At 37.0% G+C, this 16,885-nt stretch carries 18 protein-coding genes; 15 read left to right on the top strand and 3 right to left on the bottom strand.

What is annotated here, in order from left to right; translation table 11 throughout:
- Positions 1-9 precede the first annotated feature (9 nt).
- The 3 genes from D081_RS04175 (at position 10) to D081_RS04165 (ending at position 2,663) form a co-directional block, all read left to right on the top strand.
- Positions 10-1,002 carry an iron ABC transporter permease gene (locus tag D081_RS04175; RefSeq protein ID WP_085022874.1) on the top strand — a complete coding sequence of 331 codons (993 nt, stop codon included), beginning with the start codon at positions 10-12 and terminating at the stop codon, positions 1,000-1,002.
- On the top strand, positions 1,002-1,784 hold the full coding sequence (locus D081_RS04170; protein ID WP_085022873.1) for an ABC transporter ATP-binding protein: 783 nt from the start codon (positions 1,002-1,004) through the stop codon (positions 1,782-1,784). Before D081_RS04175 ends, D081_RS04170 begins: the two co-directional genes overlap by 1 nt.
- Positions 1,785-2,234: 450 nt before the next feature.
- Positions 2,235-2,663 (top strand): GNAT family N-acetyltransferase, encoded by a 429-nt coding sequence (locus D081_RS04165; RefSeq protein ID WP_085022872.1) that lies wholly within the window; start codon positions 2,235-2,237, stop codon positions 2,661-2,663.
- Between the two features lie 62 nt (positions 2,664-2,725).
- Here the strand turns inward: D081_RS04165 and D081_RS04160 are convergent, their stop codons facing one another.
- From D081_RS04160 to D081_RS04150, 3 genes are all read right to left on the bottom strand, one after another.
- Complete coding sequence (locus tag D081_RS04160) at positions 2,726-3,931, bottom strand: IS256 family transposase (protein WP_198941953.1); 1,206 nt, start codon at positions 3,929-3,931, stop codon at positions 2,726-2,728.
- A gap of 101 nt (positions 3,932-4,032) precedes the next feature.
- Complete coding sequence (locus tag D081_RS04155) at positions 4,033-4,296, bottom strand: Txe/YoeB family addiction module toxin (RefSeq protein WP_085022870.1); 264 nt, start codon at positions 4,294-4,296, stop codon at positions 4,033-4,035.
- A 1-nt stretch (position 4,297) separates the two neighbouring features.
- Positions 4,298-4,546, bottom strand: a complete 249-nt coding sequence (locus D081_RS04150; RefSeq protein WP_085022869.1) for a type II toxin-antitoxin system Phd/YefM family antitoxin — start codon at positions 4,544-4,546, stop codon at positions 4,298-4,300.
- A 172-nt stretch (positions 4,547-4,718) separates the two neighbouring features.
- Between D081_RS04150 and D081_RS04145 the strand changes: the two genes are divergently transcribed.
- The 12 genes from D081_RS04145 (at position 4,719) to D081_RS04090 (ending at position 16,755) form a co-directional block, all read left to right on the top strand.
- A complete protein-coding gene (locus D081_RS04145) occupies positions 4,719-5,282 on the top strand; it encodes an XRE family transcriptional regulator (protein WP_143272116.1) in 564 nt (187 codons plus the stop codon).
- 553 nt (positions 5,283-5,835) lie between these two features.
- Positions 5,836-6,813, top strand: coding sequence for a cell division protein FtsZ (gene ftsZ, locus D081_RS04140; RefSeq protein WP_158087549.1), 978 nt, complete (start codon positions 5,836-5,838; stop codon positions 6,811-6,813).
- 579 nt (positions 6,814-7,392) lie between these two features.
- Positions 7,393-9,303, top strand: a complete 1,911-nt coding sequence (locus D081_RS04135; RefSeq protein WP_198941950.1) for a zinc-ribbon domain containing protein — start codon at positions 7,393-7,395, stop codon at positions 9,301-9,303.
- Positions 9,304-9,307: 4 nt separating this feature from the next.
- Entirely contained in the window at positions 9,308-9,688 is a 381-nt protein-coding gene (locus D081_RS04130; RefSeq protein WP_085022867.1) for a hypothetical protein, read from the top strand.
- 40 nt (positions 9,689-9,728) lie between these two features.
- On the top strand, positions 9,729-10,487 hold the full coding sequence (locus tag D081_RS04125) for a VWA domain-containing protein (RefSeq protein WP_085022866.1): 759 nt from the start codon (positions 9,729-9,731) through the stop codon (positions 10,485-10,487).
- 23 nt (positions 10,488-10,510) lie between these two features.
- A complete protein-coding gene (locus tag D081_RS13005) occupies positions 10,511-10,792 on the top strand; it encodes a protein phosphatase 2C domain-containing protein (RefSeq protein WP_085022865.1) in 282 nt (93 codons plus the stop codon).
- Positions 10,756-11,499 carry a protein phosphatase 2C domain-containing protein gene (locus D081_RS04115; RefSeq protein WP_085022864.1) on the top strand — a complete coding sequence of 248 codons (744 nt, stop codon included), beginning with the start codon at positions 10,756-10,758 and terminating at the stop codon, positions 11,497-11,499. The genes D081_RS13005 and D081_RS04115 overlap by 37 nt, the downstream gene beginning before the upstream one ends.
- A gap of 17 nt (positions 11,500-11,516) precedes the next feature.
- Positions 11,517-14,519, top strand: a complete 3,003-nt coding sequence (locus D081_RS04110) for an ATP-binding protein (RefSeq protein WP_085022863.1) — start codon at positions 11,517-11,519, stop codon at positions 14,517-14,519.
- 15 nt (positions 14,520-14,534) lie between these two features.
- Positions 14,535-15,242 (top strand): hypothetical protein, encoded by a 708-nt coding sequence (locus D081_RS04105; RefSeq protein WP_085022862.1) that lies wholly within the window; start codon positions 14,535-14,537, stop codon positions 15,240-15,242.
- Between the two features lie 84 nt (positions 15,243-15,326).
- Positions 15,327-15,932 carry a hypothetical protein gene (locus D081_RS04100; protein WP_085022861.1) on the top strand — a complete coding sequence of 202 codons (606 nt, stop codon included), beginning with the start codon at positions 15,327-15,329 and terminating at the stop codon, positions 15,930-15,932.
- Positions 15,913-16,140 carry a hypothetical protein gene (locus tag D081_RS04095; protein WP_085022860.1) on the top strand — a complete coding sequence of 76 codons (228 nt, stop codon included), beginning with the start codon at positions 15,913-15,915 and terminating at the stop codon, positions 16,138-16,140. Before D081_RS04100 ends, D081_RS04095 begins: the two co-directional genes overlap by 20 nt.
- Before the next feature lie 57 nt (positions 16,141-16,197).
- A complete protein-coding gene (locus D081_RS04090; RefSeq protein WP_085022859.1) occupies positions 16,198-16,755 on the top strand; it encodes a hypothetical protein in 558 nt (185 codons plus the stop codon).
- Positions 16,756-16,885 lie beyond the last annotated feature (130 nt).

Below are 16,885 nucleotides of genomic sequence, written 5' to 3'. Positions count from 1 at the left end.
GCATAAAAATTGACTGATAATAAAAGCAGCGTTAAGTGGCGAGTATCTATTTTGGTGATATTCGCCATTTTAGCAACTATAGGCTTTCTGTTAAGCATAATGCTGGGTTCGGTGGAGATTCCGGCCCGGGAGGTAGTGGATTCACTGTTGGGCAATGCCACAGGGACCCATGAAAAAATATTGAACAGTATCCGTTTGCCCCGCACTGTGGTGGGGGCTCTGGTGGGTATGAATCTGGCCCTGTCCGGTGCCATTTTGCAGGCGGTTATGAAAAACCCTCTGGCGGACCCCCATATTATTGGTATTTCCTCTGGTGCGGGCATTGCGGGCATCATGGTTATGCTGATTTTCCCGGGCTATGAGATGTTTGTTACCCCGGTGGCCTTTGTGGGGGCTATGCTGGCGGCGGTGTGCATTTATATTTTGGCCTGGAAAAATGGTATCAGGCCTGTCCGCATTATTCTGGCCGGCGTGGCGGTATCAGCCTTTTTAGGGGCGGGTATCTCCGGCATGATGATTTTTAACAGTGATAAGATTCATAACGCCCTTATGTGGATGGTGGGCGGTCTGTCGGCCAGAAGCTGGCCCCATGTGGCCATGATTTGGCCTTATTCTCTTGGGGGCGGCATTTTGGCTCTGCTGGCATCTCGTCACATCAATATATTGCAGCTTGGTGATGAAGTGGCCAAGGGGCTGGGGGTAAGAGTTGAGCTTACCCGCATTGTTCTTACGGCTATTGCGGCCCTGCTGGCAGCCAGCGCAGTATCTGTGGTGGGGCTCTTGGGCTTTGTGGGACTTATTGTTCCCCATGCGGCCCGGCTTATTGTGGGGTCGGATTATCGCTTTTTGCTGCCGGCCTCGGCTCTGCTGGGGATTGGCGTGGTGACCATATGTGATACGGTGGCCAGGGTGGCCTTTGCTCCTGTGGAGCTTCCGGTGGGTATTTTGATGGCGGCCTTTGGTGCTCCATTCTTTCTGTTCTTGCTAAGGAGGGAGCTGTAATGGCCATTGAAGCTAAAAATCTATCTGTAACCATCAACGACAAGACTATATTGGAGGGGGTTACAGCCTCCATTCCTGCGGGAAAAATTACCTCTGTTATAGGCCCTAATGGTGCGGGCAAATCCACCTTTTTAAAGGCGGTGGCTGGCATTAACAGCAATTATGGGGGACAAGTCATCATTGATGGCATTGATTTAAAGAAAATAAAGCGAAGGGATTTGGCCCAAAAGCTGGCTGTGTTGCCCCAGGGCATGCAGGCTCCACCGGACGTTACGGTGGAGCAGCTGGTGGATTATGGCCGCTTTCCTTATAGGAGCTGGTTTAAAAAGAGCAATCAGATAGAGGATGAGGAAGCGGTGGAATGGGCCATGTCGGAGACTAATGTGTCTCATTTAAGACATCGTCAGGTTATGTCCTTATCTGGTGGTGAAAGACAAAGGGCTTGGATCGCCATGGCCTTGGCCCAAAAGCCGGAAATCCTTATTCTGGATGAGCCTACCACCTATCTGGATATTGCCCATCAGCTGGAGGTTATGGAAATCGTAAAGCGTCTCAATGAGAATTGGGGCATTACGGTGGTAATGGTGCTCCATGAACTGAATCAGGCGGTGAAGTATTCAGATTATCTCGTGGTGGTAAAGGACAAGGGCATTTACACCACAGGAGCCCCGGACAAGGTGATGAACGAAACCTTCCTAAAGGAAGTCTTCGGTGTCCGTGCGGAAGTATTCTCCAATGACCGGGGAGAACAGATTCTGACCCCTGTGGAAGTGCTGAGATAAAGGATAAGTAAAAACTAAAAAGCTGGTGCAGGATGAAGGTTCATCGAGCACCAGCTTTTTGCATATCAGCGTTCGTAATGAGTCCAAAGGCTGATAAGAGACTTTGAAATTTTCTCTGTAAATATGGAACTTCTATGATAATTTAGATTTGTGAGGGTGTAGCTAGATACGCTACATCCTTTTTTAGACTGTACAGTTCTGTATACTGTAAGTCAATAAAAACTTGGATTTTTAATTTGTGGTGTAGTAATATCTTTAGTATAACAAATCGATAAATCGGGATTTGACGAGGTAAAGATGGTAATTAGATGGTTGCCAATCTAATGGGGAACAGATTAATCTGATCACAGATATCTTTGATGATTCGATAAGAGGAGTTTCGGATTAATAAATTCCCTTATGTCGGTATATTTGTAAATCGCGATATAAAATTCTGGGAGATGCTTGACTATGATGGGGTTATCGATAAAAAGACTGGATAGATATGAATTAAAAAGCGCATTAAAACTTGTCTGGGAAGTGTTTCTGGAATATGAAGCTCCGGATTATACGCAAGAAGGCATTGATGAATTCTTTAAAAGTATTCACGATGAGAACTATCTTACTACATTAACTGCATATGGAGCGTTTTTGGATGAATGTTTAATTGGCGTTATCGCAACAAGAAACAGCGGAAAACATATCGCTTTGTTTTTTGTAGAGGGGAAATACCATCATCAAGGCGTCGGAAAGCAATTATTTGAGACGGTACGCACAAATAAAATGACGGTTAATTCATCTCCATATGCTGTTCCTATATATAAGAGACTCGGATTCTTTCCAGTAAACTCGGAGCAGGTTGTAAATGGGCTGCGATTTACACCAATGGAACTTCAATAATGCTATAAATTCCAGTTTACACAAATAACCACTATCCCATAATGAGATAGTGGTTTTGTTTATTAATCTGAAAGTCTGCCAGAATACATGATTGAAAGTTCTCCGCGAACTTTGCCCCAATTTCTGATTGGCATTGTCCATTTCTTGGTAGCCTCAAAGGTTGCCAAATATAAAGCTTTCATCAGAGCCTGTGAGCTTGGGAATACGCTTCTTTGCTTGTTTAATCTGCGGTAGCATGAATTTAAGCTCTCGATGGCATTAGTGGTATAAAATGCGGTTCTAACATCCATAGAGAACTTGAAAATTGGAGTAATTACATCCCAGTTATCATGCCAACGATTCATAGCATGAGGATAAAGTGGCTCCCATTTCTTGGTCACTTCGTCTAAACGCTTGAGAGCTGTCTTCTCATCTGGCGCAGTGTAGATTGTCTTAAGGTCTTTAGCAAAAGCCTTCATGTCTTTGTTAGCGACATACTTAAGGGTATTTCTAACCATGTGAACAATGCAGCGCTGATGTTCTGTGTTAGGGAAAGCCGCTTGGATGGCTTCTTTTAAGCCAGTAAGACCATCTGAGCAAAGGATTAAGATATCCTGAACTCCACGGTTTTTAAGGCTATTTAGAACACCTAGCCAATACTTACTACTTTCATTTTCACCAACTTCGATGGAAAGAACTTCCTTCATTCCATCCTCGTTGATTCCGAGAACAACATAAGCTGCAAGTTTGCTTACAATTCCATCATTACGTACTGAGAAATGAATAGCATCAATGAAAATGATTGGATATACTGCCGATAAAGGGCGATTCTGCCAATCTTCAATCTGTGGCATTAGCTTATCAGTGATATCTGAAACTAAGCCTTCGCTGATTTCAAATCCATAGATTGATTCAATCATTTCTGAAATCTGAGTCGTTGTCATTCCTTTGGCATACATAGCAATGACCTGTTCTTCGATACCAGAAATGTCTTTCTGTCTTTTCTTTACGATGGCTGGCTCAAATGTGCTATTTCGGTCTTGTGGTACATCAACTTCAAACTCACCATATTTACTTCTAACAGTCTTAGGCTTTGTTCCATTGCGGTAATTAGGCTCATCATCACGAGCATACTTCTCGTAGCCTAAATGCTCATTCATTTCAGATTCGAGCATGGATTGAATTGTCCCTGAAAGAAGATCCTTGAGAGCATCCTGAATGTCCTCAGCTGTCTGGATATCGTACTCATTGAGCAATCCTTGGATTACAGCCTTCTTTCCTTCTGTCATTGGTTTTGCCTTATAAACGTCGCGTCTCTTGTTTGCCATAAAAATGGGCCTCCTTGATAATTAAGAATTTTATCATAGAAGACCCAAGTCTTATATTAAATTTACAGAGATTTTTTCAAAGCCTCGCTGATAATTTTTATTGTTTTTTCTTCTTCGTATACCTGATATACGAGCCTGTGTTGAATATTTATTCTACGGGAATATAGCCCCTTTAAATCACCAACTAATTTTTCATAGCTTGGAGGCGTTTGGAAGGGATTGACTTTTATTAACTCAATGAGAGCCTTTGCTTTGATATCCAGCCCGGCAGCCTTTAACTTTGGAATATCCTTGACAGCGGCTTTTGTATAAACAATCTTGTACATATTACCAGACTACCTCATCTTCAGGGATGGTATCTGATAAAGGAGTATTCGCTCCTTCAAGTAATTTCGCCTTCATCCCGGGAACAGAGGATAAATTAACTGTCTCTATCAAGCCCCTGTATTCATCTTCGCTGAGCATAACAGCATTTCCGCTTTTGGAAGTTATATGTATGGGCTCGTTGAAGCGCACAGCAGTCTCAACCAGCGAAAAAATATTTTTTCTAAAATTTGTAATCGTAGTTGTAGTCATAAATGGCACCTCCTTATATGTACAGTATAATGTACGCATATTATGGAGTCAAGTCCAACATGGATGAAAATTATAGGCAGGATTTTTTATGCGAAAGTTGAATACCCTAATGAAAGATTCATTTTGTTGTGAAGGTTTTGGAAAAAGCTGAACAGGGACTAAGGGGATTACTATGGCTGCAAATGAGAACACATTAAGCAAAAAGGAAATTGACGAATTTATCCGACTGAATTATAAGCCTGATGATGATGCATCTGGTGATAAAGATTTTTTTGAAATTTTAAAGGGGCCCAGAAAATATCTTCCTGGCAGAAGGGAATTTGCCGGAACTAATGTGACCGGTGATACCTTACAATATTTGCTGGACAAAATCAGAACTAAAGTTGAGTTAAGCTTTTCAGAAAAACTTATTGAACTCATTAAGGAAAAAGGCAAGAAGCCTGCTGATATATACAAAAAAGCAGAAATCGACAAGGCACTTTTTTCAAAAATTAAGAGTGATAAAAACTATCACCCAACCAAGGGAACAGCACTTGCTTTTGCAATAGCACTGCACCTTAGTCTGGAAGAAACGCAAGACCTTATCGGTCGGGCTGGTTATGCCTTGTCCAACAGTATAAAAAGGGATCTTATAGTGCGGTGTTATATTGAATCCAAAACCTACAATATAAATGACCTTAATGGAAAATTGATAGATTATGGATTTGATCCTCTTACCAACAAATGTGGTTTATAAAAAATTAAGAGGTTGCCCAGGCGGCAACCTTTTCGCTTTTTTGCCATTTTATAATTAAATCATCTTAAAGAAACTCATTTACAGAAAAATCAAAGGAGGAATTAATTATGAGTTGGTGGAAAAATGGTTTATTGTTAGGTGCAGGCGGTATTGTAAATACAGATTATTGAGGTGGTGAAAAGTAAATATGATTGTAAAAACATATACAGCATCGACAACAGAGGAGGCTATGGCTAACGCCAAAGCTGAATTGGGACAAAATATAATATTACTAACCGAAAGGAAAACCGAATAGGTGGTTTTCTTTGCTTTGGTGGAAAGAAAATAGTGGAAGTTACTGTGGTACTTGAAGATCCCTCCCCAAAAAATTACCTCTAAAAATTCACAGAGTTTTGCAAGGTATTATCACTAAATTTGTAAAATAGGAAAACCAGTTCATCTTAAACGCTGAACTGGTTCTTATTGTTATTTGATTTTGTTTTCTGTACACTGCTTATTAAGCAGGATAGTTATATTGTGTTGAAAAAAGTTGCTAATGAAGGAGGCTTGCGTAGTGTCAAATGAACATGATAATTATGATTTTGATGACAAGACAATAATCAAAGTGGTTGGTGTCGGTGGTGGCGGTATCAATGCACTTAATTGTATGCTTAATGCGGGGCTGAAGGGCGTTGAGTACATTGCAGTTGATACCGATAAAAAGGCATTATCCCAGTCGTTGGCTTCTGTTCACATACCGCTGATCAGTAAGCCTGGAGATGGTCTTGGAAATAGTTTACCGACCAATGCTGATCAAAATATTGGGGGCAAGGTTGCGGAGGAATACCGCAAAGAAATCCGTGATGCCCTAAAAGGTGCAGATATGGTATTTATAGTAGCAGGCATGGGTGGTGATACTGGTACCGACGCAGCTCTGGTAGTTGCGAAACGTGCCAAAGAAGCGGGGGCTCTTACTATTGGATTTGTAACCAGTCCATTTACCTATGAGGGCAGCATTCGTTCCAAGCGTGCCGCGGTTGGTATTGAGAATTTGCGCCAGTATGTAGATACGATCATCACCATTTCTGATGACAAGGTATTAAATACTATTGATAAATCCACTTCCTTTAATGATGCCTTTAAGGCAGTTGACAAGATTATTTGTCAAGGTGTAAAGAGCATCTGCGATTTGGTTAATGATTCCAGCTATGTAAATCTGGACTTTGAAGATGTTAAGACTGTAATGGGGTATGCAGGTCCGGCATCTATGTGTATTGGTGAGGCATCCGGTGATAATGCTACTATGGTTGCCATCCGTGATGCAATGAATTATACACTGCTAGAGGAGCCTTTACGCAGTGCGAAAAGTATTATTATTAACTTTATTGGTGAGCCATCAAATCTGAATATAGTGGCACTCAATGAGGTTGCACGGAGCATTGTTGAACAGGCTAATCCGGAAGCTAATATTCTCTGGGGTATTTCCGTCGATGAAACTCTGGTAGATACTGTTCGGGCTGTTATGGTGGCCGCTAATTTTGAATCTATGTAGCATTTTGAAACTATAGGCAGGATTTTTGATGGGAAAGTTGAATATCATACATATTAGATAAAGTAATATTACTTAACTGGGCTCAGGTGAATGGTTATGATATTCAATGTAATTACAATGACAATTGCAGATGTAAGTATAATCAGTACCGATACCAAATGGAGAACTATATCTAATAAAACAATTTATTTAAATAACAACGTCCGTTGCTATTCGGCAGAAAGCGGGCCTGTATGCTTTTAGTATGCAGGTGGGCTTTGGCTGGATAGAGCGGGCTATTTTGTTTGTAAAGGTTGCCTGGGAGGCAACCTTTTGGAGACTGGTATGTTTTATACTAATAGTATGAAATGTATTATTTTTACAGATATTATCTATATGTAATTACTAGGCTCCAGTTGAGGTATTGAAAAATGAGAGAAAAAATGTGTGTTTGTATCTGCTCAAAGAACTGAAAATATGGGAGATTAGGATGAATATGAGTTCATTGCAGGGCGGTGGTTAATAATAAAACGCTATGCATATTTGAGATGTTTTTCTCTGATGTAAGCAAGGAAAAGAATACTAAAAAGGAGACTAATAATGGATAATAAATTAGAACGTAGTGCCGATGAAAGATTAAAAGGCTATGCGAAAGACTGGAAGATATTTATTGATACATGTAGTTTGCTGTCTGACAATATGGAGGCACTTTTGAATCATTTATTGCCTTACTTAAAACAATATGACAATAAATTAATTGTTCCATATAGGTGTATACAGGAGTTAGAAAAGTTCATTCCTGATGGAAATAATATTTCAAGAGGAGAGAAAGCAAAGATCACGCGGGACAATGTGATTAATTTATATAAAAGTGGCGTGGTGGATATTCGTGGAGAACAGAGCGATAATTTTGCTGACAACGTATTTCTGACTGTATTTACAAAATTTAGATTAAAATACAATTTGTTACTTATAACCCAGGATAATAATTTAGCTAAGGATATCTTAAATATAAATAATAGCAAATCTGTCAAGGCATACCCTGTTCAAGCGTTACGAGTTAATAAATATGGTTTTTTAAGTCCATTTCGCTGGGAAGAATATGAAGGATCTGGAAAGTATAGCAAGGAAAATAAAGGTAAGTTTAAGATATGTTCCCAACTGACTGATGTAAGTGTTGAGGTAGTTCCGGTACAAAAAATCCCTTGTGAGAATGATTATGTAAAAACAAACAGGGGGAGTATATGTTTAAAAGAAAAGATTGCTGCTGGTGGTGAAGGAACTATATATGCAACTAATACACCATATGTAGCTAAAATTTATAAAGCAGAAAAAATAACAGAACGTAAACAAAGAAAGTTAGAGTTAATGCTTACGAAGAAAGTAGATTGTACTGGTATTTGTTATCCTGTGGATATTATTTATAACAAATACGATGAATTTGTAGGTTTTTTGATGCCACCTGCCAAAGGCAAGGAACTACAAAAAGCAATATTTATCCCTCCTTTGCTTAAAAAAACTTTTCCTACATGGAAAAAACGCGATTTAGTAGAATTGGCTGTTACAATTTTAAATAAAATAAAATTCCTTAATGACATGAATATCATTATGGGAGATATAAATCCATTGAATATATTGGTGGTGTCATCTAAAGAGGTGTTTTTTGTTGATACGGATAGTTATCAAATAGAAGACTTTCCTTGTCCTGTTGGAACAGTTAATTATACGGCACCTGAAATCCAGGGACGAAAATTTACGGATTTTCTAAGGACTATTGGAAATGAAAATTTTGCAATTGCAACATTATTATTTATGTTAATGTTGCCAGGAAAGCCACCTTACTCTCAACAAGGTGGAGCTAATCCATCAGAAAATATTAAAAAAATGGATTTTTCGTATCCGTTTGGAGATAATTCAAATAAAAAAACCCCGGATGGACCATGGAGATTTATGTGGAGTCACTTGACATATCGGTTAAAAAAGGCTTTTTATAATACATTTACAAAAGATGGCGAATATGCGCAGGAACATTGCCGTCTAAGTGCAGATAAATGGCTTGTACTCTTTAATGAATATCTTAATTTATTGGATACAGGTAAGTTTGGGGAACAAGATAAAATGTCAGAGGATTTGTTCCCAACTAGATTTAAGAAAAATCCAAATATTACTTATATAACATGTAAAATTTGTTCCAAGGAGGCTGAAGAACATTTATCACAAAATGGTATTTGTAAAAGTTGCTTAAATGAAGGTGAGAGATATAAATGCAAAAGATGTGGTAAGGAGTTGATTTTTACTAATTATCAAAAATATATTAAACAGACCAAGAAGTTTGACTTTTGCCCAGAGTGTTTTGCATGGGGAAATGATGCGTATACTACGGTTAGATGCAGCGATTGCACTGCAAGTTTTATAATAACTAATAATGAATACAGTTATTATATGAGTAAAGGGTTGCAGTTACCTCGAAGATGCAGAAGATGTAGAGAAATGAAAAAAAATAGGTGGTGATATTATGGTAAAAAGATTTAGTGATATTCCGGATAGTAAATATGTGATTTTGGAAAGAAATAGAGCTGATATCGCGTTATTAGAAGAACTAATTAGAGACTGTATAGATGCTTTTTACGGTAGTAAAAAAAGATTGCGTGAAGAGGTTATAAGGTTTAATAGTAGTGTATGTTTGGCTGATATATTAATAGAAAACAGTTTTTTACTTGTTGACTGTGCAGATGAAGTGAAAAAAATAGAGGCAGAATTGCGTGAAAAAGGTTATATTTTTTTGTATGAAACATGTCAATTGGGAGTTAAATTCACATTCAAACTACGTGAAAATAATAAGATAATGAGTGACAATAATGAAATGAATGAAAGTATTGGAAATATACATCTATAATTTTAATAGAATATTTGATCATTAATTAGGAGGCGTTGTTATGAATAATATGCTTAGAATAGATGATTTGGTAAATAATCCCACTGCAAGAGTGCCTATTTGTCTTTGCCTTGATACTAGTGATTCTATGCTGGCTGTTGAAGGGGATTGTGTGCAGACAGGTGAAACTGTTTTTAGAGATGGTAAAATGTGGAATATTGTTACTGGAGGTACAACAAGATTAGAAGAACTGGAAAAAGGCATAGAACTATTTTATCAAGCAATTCGCGAGGATGAAGTAGCGGTTTTTTCGGCGGAGATATGTATAGTGACTTTTAATAATAAAGCAACTTGTGTACTGGATTTTGCAAATATAGATCGCCAGGCTGAAATCCCGGAACTAGAGGCTAATGGGGATACATATATGGGCGAAGGAGTAAACCTCGCACTTGATTTGCTGGAGAAACGCAAGAAGGAATATCAAGATGCAGGGGTGGATTATTATCAGCCGTGGCTTGTTTTGATGACAGATGGTGAACCGAATGGTAATGCTACTGAATTAGAAAATGCGGTAAAACGTACCGTAAATATGGTTAATGATAAAAAATTAACAGTTTTCTCTATTGGTATTGGTAATGAAGCAGATATGAGAGTATTGAACAGATTTTCTCCAAAACGCAAGGCCTTGAAATTGAAAGAAATGCGTTTCGGTCAATTTTTTGAGTGGTTGGGGAAGAGCGTTGCCAGAACTTCACAATCAATGCCTGGTGAGAATGTCACTTTAGATTTAAAGGGCATAGAAGATTGGGGTACACTTTAGTATATTTTAAAAGGTGAAAAGCTATGTGGAAAAAAGTGGATTGTTCCGTGCAGGGGAGAAGCCATGTAAAAGACCAAATTCCTTGTCAAGATAAAACTTTTTGCTATAAGGACCATGATGTATTGGTTGCAGCTTTAGCAGATGGGGCTGGGTCAGCTAAGTTATCTCATTATGGTGCAGAATGTGTAACTGAATATGTTGCCAAGGATTTCTCAACATATTTTGATTTATATTTTAATTCTGGTGATGGGCGTACCATAAAAAACAAATTCTTTCTAAAATTATTAATAAACTGGACGAATTAAGCGAGAATTTAGGTTGCGAAAAAAAAGAATGTGCTTCTACGCTGCTTGCGGTTGCAGTAAAGGGAGATCGATTTGTACTTATGCATATCGGTGATGGTGTTATTGGCTATACAAAGGATAATAAAATAAAAATAGCATCATACCCAGACAATGGTGAGTTCAGTAATGTGACTGTGTTTACAACATCATCAGATGCTATATTCTCTATGAAACTTCTCAAAGGTGAATTAAATGGTATTGATTCTTTTATTCTGATGTCTGATGGAACTGAAGCGGGATTATATCATAAAAAAAATAAGAGCTTAACATCAGCATTGGTTAGAGTAGTGGATTTTGTTAGGTTCTTTCCGGAATTGACAGTTCGTGGCATGCTTGTTGATTCACTTAAGAATGTTATACAACAAGTTACTGTTGATGATTGTAGTATTGCAATTATTGCTGATGATTACGGAAAAGATGTTCGACATTTGCCAATAAGTGAACAAAGAGATTTATTAGCTGTGGGATCAAAAAAATATCCTGCTCATAAAAGTAAAAGAATGAATCGTATCAACTATATTCTCAGTATGCTTGAACAACCGATAGCTATAGATGAAATAGCTAGACGTCTCCATATAAAGAAAAAATATGTGAGAAAGTATACGGATTTTCTTGAATCTAAAGGAATAATAGAGCAGTGCGGTAATAAATTCATTTATTTAAGATAGTTGCGAGGTGAATTAGGGTGGAAAAATTTGTTCACGACTTTATTACAAAACCAGAGTCGTTTTATTTAGAAGATGATAATAGATTGCATGTGCCTGTTGCCGGAAAACTGAAAAACGAAGATGTTGTTTTTTTAAAAATTGATGAAGTGACATTCGATGAGAAGGCTCCCAGAAAAGAGGCTTTAGAAAATGTATTAAGTACAATGCGGGTACAAGGCGTCAATTTTTTGTATTTGATTGTTGGTGATGGAAAAAAAGTTTCTTTTTATTATGGATTAGCAAAAGATATCGTTCAAGTTAGTCACAAACAGTATGGTATAAAAAAATTGGGTAAGGAAGTTTTAAAGCGTAGCTTGGAAGGTAATTTTAGGGGTAGTATAATTTCAGAAGTTTCTGAGGCAGATACTAATGCTATATTATCTAATATTCAATCTATGAAATATATTCAGACATTTGACGGAGTTCCGGGGGTATCCAAGGATAACGAAAAATACCAAGGGCTTGACCGTTTGGTAGATATTATGTTAGGTGATGTGTTCGCGGTTGTCGTGACTGCAAAACATCTTCCCTATGCGGCTGTCAGAAAAATTGAACAAAATATATATGCTTTTTGTAATAATTTAGCACCTATTGCAAAAAAAAGTGTTCAAAACAGTAATTCTGATAGTAAAACAGAAGTAAAAAGTACGGCGACAGGGATTAATGAATCTATAGCAGATTCTAATTCAAAGGCGGAGACAAACAATTTTGGTATATCAAATCAAGAGACTCGGCAAGAAACAACAACTTTTGATGATGACTCATCAAGAACCCAGTCAACAGGAACAACAGATTCTTCCAAAACAGGTTCAAAGAGTATTACAGAGGGGACTACAAAAACAAATGGAAACAGTAAAACTGTTACTGAAGGAGATAATATTACTAAAGGACAGTCAAGTAGTGAAAATGTAGAGTACATTAACAAAGAGGCCCAGGATTGGCTAAAGTACATAGATGAAGTATTATTAAAGCGGTTAGATTATGGAAAAGGAAAAGGGGTTTTTCTTTCAACAGTTACAATTTTCACTAATTCACCAAATAGTAAAATAAAGTTGGAAAATACTATTACGGCACTTTTTTCTAGCGATGTTGGGAATCAGGTTCCGCTACGTGCAAAGGCTTTGGATACTGATGGAGAATATATTAAGACTATTAAAAATTTACAAATACCAATAGGTGAATTTATCGAACCAATAAAAAGTACAGAGGTCTTTACCCGCGCAGCCCTATCTCAATATACCACTAATCAAAAAGCTTTTTTGGCTAATTGGTTTTCAACAGGTGAATTGGCTATTTTAGCAGGGCTACCCCAAAAAGAAACTGTAGGTTTGTCATTACGTGAAGAGGTAGAGTTTGGTCTAAATTATAAAGATAATATCAATGAATGCGACAAGTTGCATTTAGGTTCTTTGGTGCAAAGTGGTAGAGTTTTAGATAATATTCAGATTAATTTAGATCGAGGAGAGCTGAATAAACATATTTTTGTAACCGGTGTCACAGGATCTGGTAAGACAACAACATGCCAGAAAATTTTGTTGGAAAGTGGTATGCCTTTTTTGGTTATCGAGCCGGCAAAAACTGAATATAGGGTTTTGACCAGAGATTATGATGATATTCTTATTTTTACCCTAGGTAAAGATAAGGTTGCTCCGTTTAGGTTAAATCCGTTGGAATTTTTTAAGCATGAAAGCATTTCTTCCCATGTGGATATGTTAAAAGCAAGTATTGAATCGGCTTTTGATATGGAGGCTGCTATTCCTCAGATAATTGAAAAGGCAATATATGAAAGCTATCAGCAATGCGGTTGGAATATTGCTGATGATACAAATAGCTTATATGATGATCCTTTTGCGGATGATGTAGAGGCATTCCCTACTTTGGCGGAGGTCATTAAGAATTGCAAAAAAGTTGTTGATGAACAAGGGTTCGATGAACGCCTAAAGAATGATTATATAGGTTCAATTAACGCACGCTTGCAGGGCTTAATAGTAGGTGCAAAAGGTATGATGCTAAATACCAGAAGGTCAATCAATTTTCGGGATTTAGTACACAGGAGAGTAATTCTTGAAATTGAAGATATTAGAAGTGGGGCTGAAAAATCATTGGTAATGGGATTTATTATGTCCAACTTAATTGAGGCGATAAAAGCTGAATACTTTGTTGATACTACGGGGTTTAAACATATAACTCTTGTTGAGGAAGCTCACAGATTATTGGCTAAATATGAGCCAGGTGATTCGTTAAGTAAAAAACAAGGTGTAGAAACATTTGCTAATATGTTAGCGGAAGTAAGGAAATATGGTGAATCTTTGATAATTGCAGATCAGATACCGGCCAAACTTACTCCTGAGGTATTGAAGAATACCAATACTAAAATTGTTCACAAGTTGTTTGCACAAGATGATAAAGATGCAGTAGGTAATACCATGGCTTTAACAAAAGAACAGGTTAAGTATTTATCCTATCTTGATCCGGGGCGAGTAGTGGCTTTTTCGCCGGGCTGGGAAAAAGCTTTACAGGTTCAAGTGCTCAAAAAAACTAATACTACTAGTGGGAAGTTGATAGATGAAGAAACTATAAGAAGGAGGGTAATAGAGTATTATGCTAAAGACTATAAGAAAAACTTTTTTTATGGTTTAGGTGTTCTGTTAGAAAAACCTGACATAGATAAGGTAAATTTATTGTTGTCAAGTGCTCATTTATTTGATGAATTGGATAAAGAATATATTCACATTATAGACAAATCCGAGGTAACTGATAAGTTTAGGAAATTATGTGATGAGGTTGAGAAGATGATAGGCTTTGAGGGGGTGCAAAGATATTTTATACGCAGATTTTACCATGTAGATAAAAATGACAAGGAGAATTTGATTGTACAGGCACTAAATATTATGTTTAATAATATGCAAAATGGCATTACTAGTTTTGCAGATATGGATATTATTGTATCAAATGGATTAAGTAGTAAACGTAGAATTTAAAAGGAGTGTTTTAACATGTTTGGTATTTTTACAGCTATTGCGAGTGCAGTAACATCAGTAATTTCAGCAGTTTCTTCTACTATTGGTCCGGTATTAGCCAATGTGGCAAAAACGGTGGTTACAACACTGCCAAAATTGTTAACCATAGAGAATATAGCGAAAGTTGTCCAGATTGCTTCAGATATTATTACAGGAATTTCAAGAGTTTTTGGGTTATGTACAGAAGATGAGAAGACTGAAGAAATAGGTGCTAAGACGATGCAGGAGGGGACAAGACCGCAACGTCCCAATGAAAGTACAGAAGAGTATTTAGGCTATCTTAGAACTGTTCCTTTAGATAAGGAAAAGTTTGATAAGATGAGTGAAACCGAAAAGATTGCTGCATCTGCTATAGGTACTGGCATTTTGATAAAAAATATCGATGAAAAATATCATGTGGCTGTAACGCCAGATTTTATTGCAGCTGTTCATAAAACAGCTATCAATTATGAACAGGCTGCAAAGATAATTGAGTCTTTTGAGAAGAATAAAATAGAATCAACCAAGGATTTTGCTGATTATATGGGGAACGAATTGAGTGTTGATAAAATTACAGCTGTCAGTGCTAGCGTAAAGGAAGCATTACAAGAGATGAATCCTGAGGCAACGGATGAAGTAATTAATAGGGAAATTGTATCGATGAAGCAGGAGTATAACAAGACAGTGGATGCAGTGGAACCATAATATGATTGTAAATAGTTGGTATTTTATAATATTGATTATATTATTAGTCATAATTTAGATGGAGCATATGAGGGGGTAAATACATTGATTAGGCTGGAGAATCATGTGATTGATGAGAGAGATGTTATCAATTCTGAAAGCATGACATTGAATGTACCATATAGTCCTACAGGTCAACTTGTTGGATTTATAGATGTAGTGTTTTTGAAACTGACCACACGCGATGGTACTTTTTTGATTTATGAAAAGGGTTCCACAGAATCTGAGTTACTTGAGGACGTGATAGAGAAGGCCAAAAGATATAACATGGGGTCTTTAGATGAAGATGAGCGTAGTAAATTGCGTGTGTTCAAATATTTTTATGATGCGTATATTAATAATACATATGAGTATATTTTGGATGCAACGGAAATGAGTCTGACAGATATATGTGACTTGATGTTAGCTGATATCGATGCTCAAGAAGCTGAATTTGAAGCTCAACGCACCGCTAAATTGGCTGAAATAGATGCTCAGCTAGCAGAGCAAATAGCTGAACATAATAGGCAATACCCAGATAGACCAATATCTTTTGAAAATTTATTAAAAGACAGTCAGCGATTAGGTGCAGATGGAAGACGTAGAATAAGAGAAGAAGCAAGAAAAAGGCATGGGGTTGAACCTGATATCGATGCTAATATCAATATATGAGAGGAATAAAGAATTCCTTAGGCAATTAGCTAAAAATACTGTCTCATTGCCAGACAAAATTAAGCATCAGATAGATCATCAGATAGATCATCAGATAGCTGAATACGCTAAATTGCGACTAGCTGAATTTGATGCTCAAGTAGCTGCAATTGATCCTGAATTAGCTGCGGAGTTTGCTGCAATGGATGCTGATGATGATTATAAGTGAAGCCATGCTGTGGACGTGACACCCCCCTATTTTCGTTATTACAAGGTGGATATAGATATGAATAATATAAGACTGGATAAAGAAAATTTGCGGCTATCAAAGAATATTAAAAGTGTAGACGCCCTATCTATAATAAGGGGGTTTTATGATAGTGAATTTCTGGACCAATGTATAAATATGTTAAATAATAAAAAATATGAATTTATGATGCGACTTAAAGATCAAGCTAAGGCAAAACCACCGATGGGACCATTCAATTCATTACTAATAGGAATGGCACCCATTACAATTCAGAGTTATTATGCAATTATGGCTAAAATACAAAATGATATACAATGTATAGAAATGTTAATGTTTATGATTAATAATATAAAGAAAATAATGTATTATAATCAAAGATTATGTAATGAAAAGTTTGTAAATGATTTTTTATTTTCTGAATCACTAAAATGGAGTACCAATTATGTTATGCAAGAATTAAAAAATATTAACGATGGGATTGAACAACTGCGTATTAATAATCGCGATACTAATTTTAAAACCCAAATAGAATCAATAAATAAAGTAATTGATAATCATATATCTCAATACGAAAAGGCTTTGGAAGATTTGTAAGGCATCCCCAAGTATTTACGTGTGGTTGCGTTTTAGCAACTTATCGGCGGATAAAAATATGAGCTATTAAATTTGTTTAGCTAATTTCTGTGTGCGATTCAATGGGAGCTTGGGGTACTTTAAGATTGTT

The sequence above is a fragment of the Anaerovibrio sp. JC8 genome, from assembly GCF_002100115.1.
Lineage (GTDB): Bacteria > Bacillota > Negativicutes > Selenomonadales > Selenomonadaceae > Anaerovibrio.
This window is presented reverse-complemented; position numbering and strand designations above follow the sequence as displayed.

What these genes read in the sequence shown, in the direction of transcription:
- D081_RS04170 (WP_085022873.1), top strand. Translation starts at nt 1,002, where the DNA reads ATGGCCATTGAAGCTAAAAATCTATCTGTAACCATCAACGACAAGACT.
- D081_RS04165 (WP_085022872.1), top strand. Translation starts at nt 2,235, where the DNA reads ATGATGGGGTTATCGATAAAAAGACTGGATAGATATGAATTAAAAAGC.
- D081_RS04160 (WP_198941953.1), bottom strand. Translation starts at nt 3,931, where the DNA reads ATGACAGAAGGAAAGAAGGCTGTAATCCAAGGATTGCTCAATGAGTAC.
- D081_RS04155 (WP_085022870.1), bottom strand. Translation starts at nt 4,296, where the DNA reads ATGTACAAGATTGTTTATACAAAAGCCGCTGTCAAGGATATTCCAAAG.
- D081_RS04150 (WP_085022869.1), bottom strand. Translation starts at nt 4,546, where the DNA reads ATGACTACAACTACGATTACAAATTTTAGAAAAAATATTTTTTCGCTG.
- D081_RS04145 (WP_143272116.1), top strand. Translation starts at nt 4,719, where the DNA reads ATGGCTGCAAATGAGAACACATTAAGCAAAAAGGAAATTGACGAATTT.
- D081_RS04135 (WP_198941950.1), top strand. Translation starts at nt 7,393, where the DNA reads ATGGATAATAAATTAGAACGTAGTGCCGATGAAAGATTAAAAGGCTAT.
- D081_RS04130 (WP_085022867.1), top strand. Translation starts at nt 9,308, where the DNA reads ATGGTAAAAAGATTTAGTGATATTCCGGATAGTAAATATGTGATTTTG.
- D081_RS04125 (WP_085022866.1), top strand. Translation starts at nt 9,729, where the DNA reads ATGAATAATATGCTTAGAATAGATGATTTGGTAAATAATCCCACTGCA.
- D081_RS13005 (WP_085022865.1), top strand. Translation starts at nt 10,511, where the DNA reads ATGTGGAAAAAAGTGGATTGTTCCGTGCAGGGGAGAAGCCATGTAAAA.
- D081_RS04105 (WP_085022862.1), top strand. Translation starts at nt 14,535, where the DNA reads ATGTTTGGTATTTTTACAGCTATTGCGAGTGCAGTAACATCAGTAATT.
- D081_RS04095 (WP_085022860.1), top strand. Translation starts at nt 15,913, where the DNA reads ATGCTAATATCAATATATGAGAGGAATAAAGAATTCCTTAGGCAATTA.
- D081_RS04090 (WP_085022859.1), top strand. Translation starts at nt 16,198, where the DNA reads ATGAATAATATAAGACTGGATAAAGAAAATTTGCGGCTATCAAAGAAT.